The sequence below is a fragment of the Nostoc sp. WHI genome (assembly GCF_015714725.1).
GTDB lineage: Bacteria > Cyanobacteriota > Cyanobacteriia > Cyanobacteriales > Nostocaceae > Nostoc.
This window is the reverse complement of record NZ_WBKM01000226.1, coordinates 1-3655: the sequence shown is the minus strand read 5'-3', so window position 1 is coordinate 3655 and position 3655 is coordinate 1. Positions and strand designations below refer to the sequence as shown.

The following is a 3655-nucleotide window of genomic DNA, read 5'->3' as shown; positions in this document are numbered from 1 at the left end:
TGTAGTCTCAGTTGCCGGGGTTACAGGTGTAGTCTCAGTTGCCGGGGTTACAGGTGTAGTCTCAGTTGCCGGGGTTACAGGTGTAGTCTCAGTTGCCGGGGTTACAGGTGTAGTCTCAGTTGGCGGAGTAACAGTTGTAGTCTCAGTTGGCGGGGTGACAGTTGTAGTCTCAGTTGGCGGAGTAACAGTTGTAGTTTCAGTTGGCGGAGTAACAGTTGTAGTTTCAGTTGGCGGGGTGACAGTTGTAGTCTCAGTTGGCGAGGTGACAGGTGTAGTTTCAGTTGGTGGAGTAACAGTTGTAGTTTCAGTTGGTGGGGTGACAGTTGTAGTTTCAGTTGGTGGGATGACAGGTGTAGTTTCAGTTGGTGGGATGACAGGTGTAGTCTCAGTTACCGGGGTAACGGGCAATGTGTTATTTTGCGGATTTTTGTTTGTCGGGTTTTCTGTTGAGGAGTTTTGAGGCGTTGTTAGGGTTCCACTAGAATCAACACCAACGTTACTATCCTGAGTATTTACCTTGCTGTTATTACCACTTGGTTCACTCTGCTGCTTAGTATCTGTCGAGGTTTGTCCTGTTTTCTCTGAGGAATTGTCTTTGATAACATCATTACTACTGGGCAAATTTGAAGGACTAGGAGTTAGCTGTACAAAAGAGGGGTTTTCAATTACTCCCTCGCCTTTTATTGGTGGCTGTGCTTCCAAAGCAGCAGCAGTTTCGGCTTGAACACTGATGATTGCAGGATCAGGTGTAGGCACTGGACTTTGCCTGTTTAAATCAAGTTCCCGAACCAGTTCGCTCGTTTCATAAAAATTTCTCAGATCAAAATCATATAAGTTCTGAAAATTCCCTTTAACTATAATCACCATTTGCCCTGCTTCCAGCACCTGAGTTTCGGAAGCTTCTTTGTTAGAAACTTCAATGCCGCTATTTGTCAGTGCACCCACAATCGTGGTGTCTGTTTGTTGGTCGTAGCGCACAAATAATGCTGAACCACGAATTGCTGCTGCTGCATTTGGTGTTTGTATGCGTGTTTGCCCCTTTCCTGGTGGGATGAGGAGCAACACAGTCCCGTTTAACAGTTTAAAGTCGCGAGTCTTCGGCAAAAATTCAAATAACGCCTGTTCTCCAACCCGTGCCAAAGAGCCATCATTGAAACGCAAATCTGCTAGGGAAGCTCGGCCAGTTGATAACCCATCCCCAGGAGTCATTGCATCTGATTTGCGTGCAGGACGCTTCTTGAGTTTATCTCTGGGTATCAGTTGCACCAAGTTGTGGAGGTTGAGAATCTCCGCTCGCGTCAGAGGAGTTATAGCACTTACCCGATTTGGCAAAAGAAGTACTATAACTCCCCATAAACTAATTACTAATAGTGAAGATAATTTATAAAACATAATTTGAGAACTTGTGAACTTCAACTAATACCCAAAAAGTTAAAATTTAAAGCTGTTGCTAATTGTTATGACGAGTTTATTCAGGTAAATTTATTTGCACCTTAGTCTACATTTAATACATAAAATAGATAATAAATGAACTATGTATTGAATTTATTTAAATTTTGATTATGAAACTGACATTGTATACAATAAAGTCTGCTGTAGATATCAAGTACTAACTTGATATCTACAATTAAATTTCTTTTTAATCAGAGCAGCCACAGGGTCATAAGGTATGTGTAACAAGAAGTTGTTAGGTATCTGTTGTGAGGTTACTTACTGGCTGTATTTCACTAAAGTTGAGCAGAAATCTAATTGGAGCATTTCATTTTTGCAAAAAAATCCGAAAATCAAGAATTTCAGTTTGTAATTTCAGTATATACTTACAAAGCTAAGATAGATGCACTCAATTGTATCTTCTGAGTCGGAACTTCCGATACAGTTTGTGGGTCTACATTTGCCAAACGCGATCAACGCGGTCTAACCAGATGCGACTCAAAAACTGGAAAAATTTGTTTTTTTGTACTTTGTTAGCGTCCAGTGGTGGAAGCTTGTGTTGCATTGGAGTAGATGCGGCAGAATCTGCAAATACAGATATTTGGCATCTTAACAATTTAGCAAGTACACACGTAACTCAGAAGCCATGTCAGAAGTTGGCGGAAGAGGCAATTAACTCTTTATGCAAGCAGTCTAGTAAATCACAGAATTTAGACTCTCAGATGCCGTTAAATGTGGTGCAGCAAACACCAAAAACTACTCAATCCCCAGATTCAACTGAAGAAGTTGAAGATACTCAAAACCAAAATGACCTGCCACAGCTAGAATCGCAGCCAAGTGATTTGCCTACATCTCCATCAGACTCAAAAGAGGAACTGTTGAATGCACCTGAGATAAATCAGTCCCAGAGGCTAGAGAGGCTAATGGAACTACTACGATCGCAAAAACAGCCACCTGAGTCTAATAGGGGCGATCGCGAATTGGGGTTGCGTCTGCGGTTAAGACCCCTAGAACAGCCTGCTCTTCCACCGATAAAACAACCTGTAATTAAGTTTAAACCTATAGGCTATCTACAAGCCCGTGTAGGCTACTTCCAGACGAGTAACATTTTTTCCTCAAATGATAGTCCCATAGAAGATGGTTTAATTATTTCTGGATTGACGCTAGCCTCTGCATATTTCCCTTTAGGATCTAAGACTTATTTAAACGGCTCAATTGATGGCAACCTAATTCGTTATATAAATCAGTCACAATACCATTACAACCAGGTGAGATTTAATCTCAGTATTTACCAGCAGCTATCGCAGCAAATGTACGGAGAAATCAGTTGGAGCAATCAACAGTTATTTTATGCCAACAACAGCGATCGCCTTGATAGCTTCAAAGCAGGCGATCGCTTTTTAAACGGAAATTCCCTGCAACTGTCTTTGAGACGACGTGATCCTCTAACTCCAAAATTAACGCTAGATAGCTTCTACGAATTAAATGTAAATTTTGGTGATCCCCAAAGTCGTAATCGGATAATCAATTCCTTTTGGATTTCTCTAAACTATTTTTTGCAAAAACCTCTTCAAGTTGGTATTAACTACCAGGTGAACTTTTCGGACTTTACACAGCGCGATCGAGAAGACCAATTTCATCGGCTATTTGGACACTTAAATTACCGAATATCCGATACCAGTAATATGAATATTCAGGCTGGAGCGAGTTTAGGTAGTTCAACCGCCGAAAACATTGATTTTGATGGCTGGTTCTTCAGTATTAATTACAATTTGCAATTAGGTCAGTTTTGAAATTAGTCATTGATCATTTGTCCTTTGTCCTTTGTCCTTTGTTAAAAACCAATGCCAATGACCGAATGGTACTAAGTTAATAGAACTTACGCATTGACAGAAAAGTGATACTATGCAGTAAATCCCAACTTCTGTGATAGGTGTTCTAAAATAAAGTCACGAGCTACTTGAAGAGATAAATTTCTTTGGAGTTCATACCAATTTTCAATTAACTCTTCTACCCGCATTAATTCTAATTGTGTAAAAGCTCGAATTGCGCTAAAAAAGTGAGTTCTAATTGCCTCAGATGTCCTCACCATAAATCGACCAATACCACATACTTGTTTAATCGCTCTGTGGTAGCATTCAATCCCCCAATGAATTGAATGTAATGTTTTAAATTCTGTTTGGCTAATTCCAATTAGTGCATTTTCTTCAGGTATATATATCAT

3 protein-coding genes are annotated in these 3655 nt (G+C 40.2%); 1 reads left to right on the top strand and 2 read right to left on the bottom strand.

The window, feature by feature from the left end; all coding sequences use genetic code 11:
• Positions 1 to 1392 (bottom strand): FecR family protein (locus F8S12_RS23000; protein WP_196518637.1); only part of this gene is annotated, 1392 nt, incomplete at its 3' end.
• Between the two features lie 530 nt (positions 1393 to 1922).
• On the opposite strand from F8S12_RS23000, the gene F8S12_RS22995 reads away from it, so the two are divergent.
• Complete coding sequence (locus F8S12_RS22995; protein WP_196518635.1) at positions 1923 to 3224, top strand: hypothetical protein; 1302 nt, start codon at positions 1923 to 1925, stop codon at positions 3222 to 3224.
• Positions 3225 to 3334: 110 nt separating this feature from the next.
• On the opposite strand, the gene F8S12_RS22990 is transcribed toward F8S12_RS22995, so the two are convergent.
• Positions 3335 to 3655: transposase (locus F8S12_RS22990; protein ID WP_196515888.1), on the bottom strand; the 321-nt coding region annotated here is incomplete at its 5' end.

What these genes read in the sequence shown, in the direction of transcription:
- F8S12_RS22995 (WP_196518635.1), top strand. Translation starts at nt 1,923, where the DNA reads ATGCGACTCAAAAACTGGAAAAATTTGTTTTTTTGTACTTTGTTAGCG.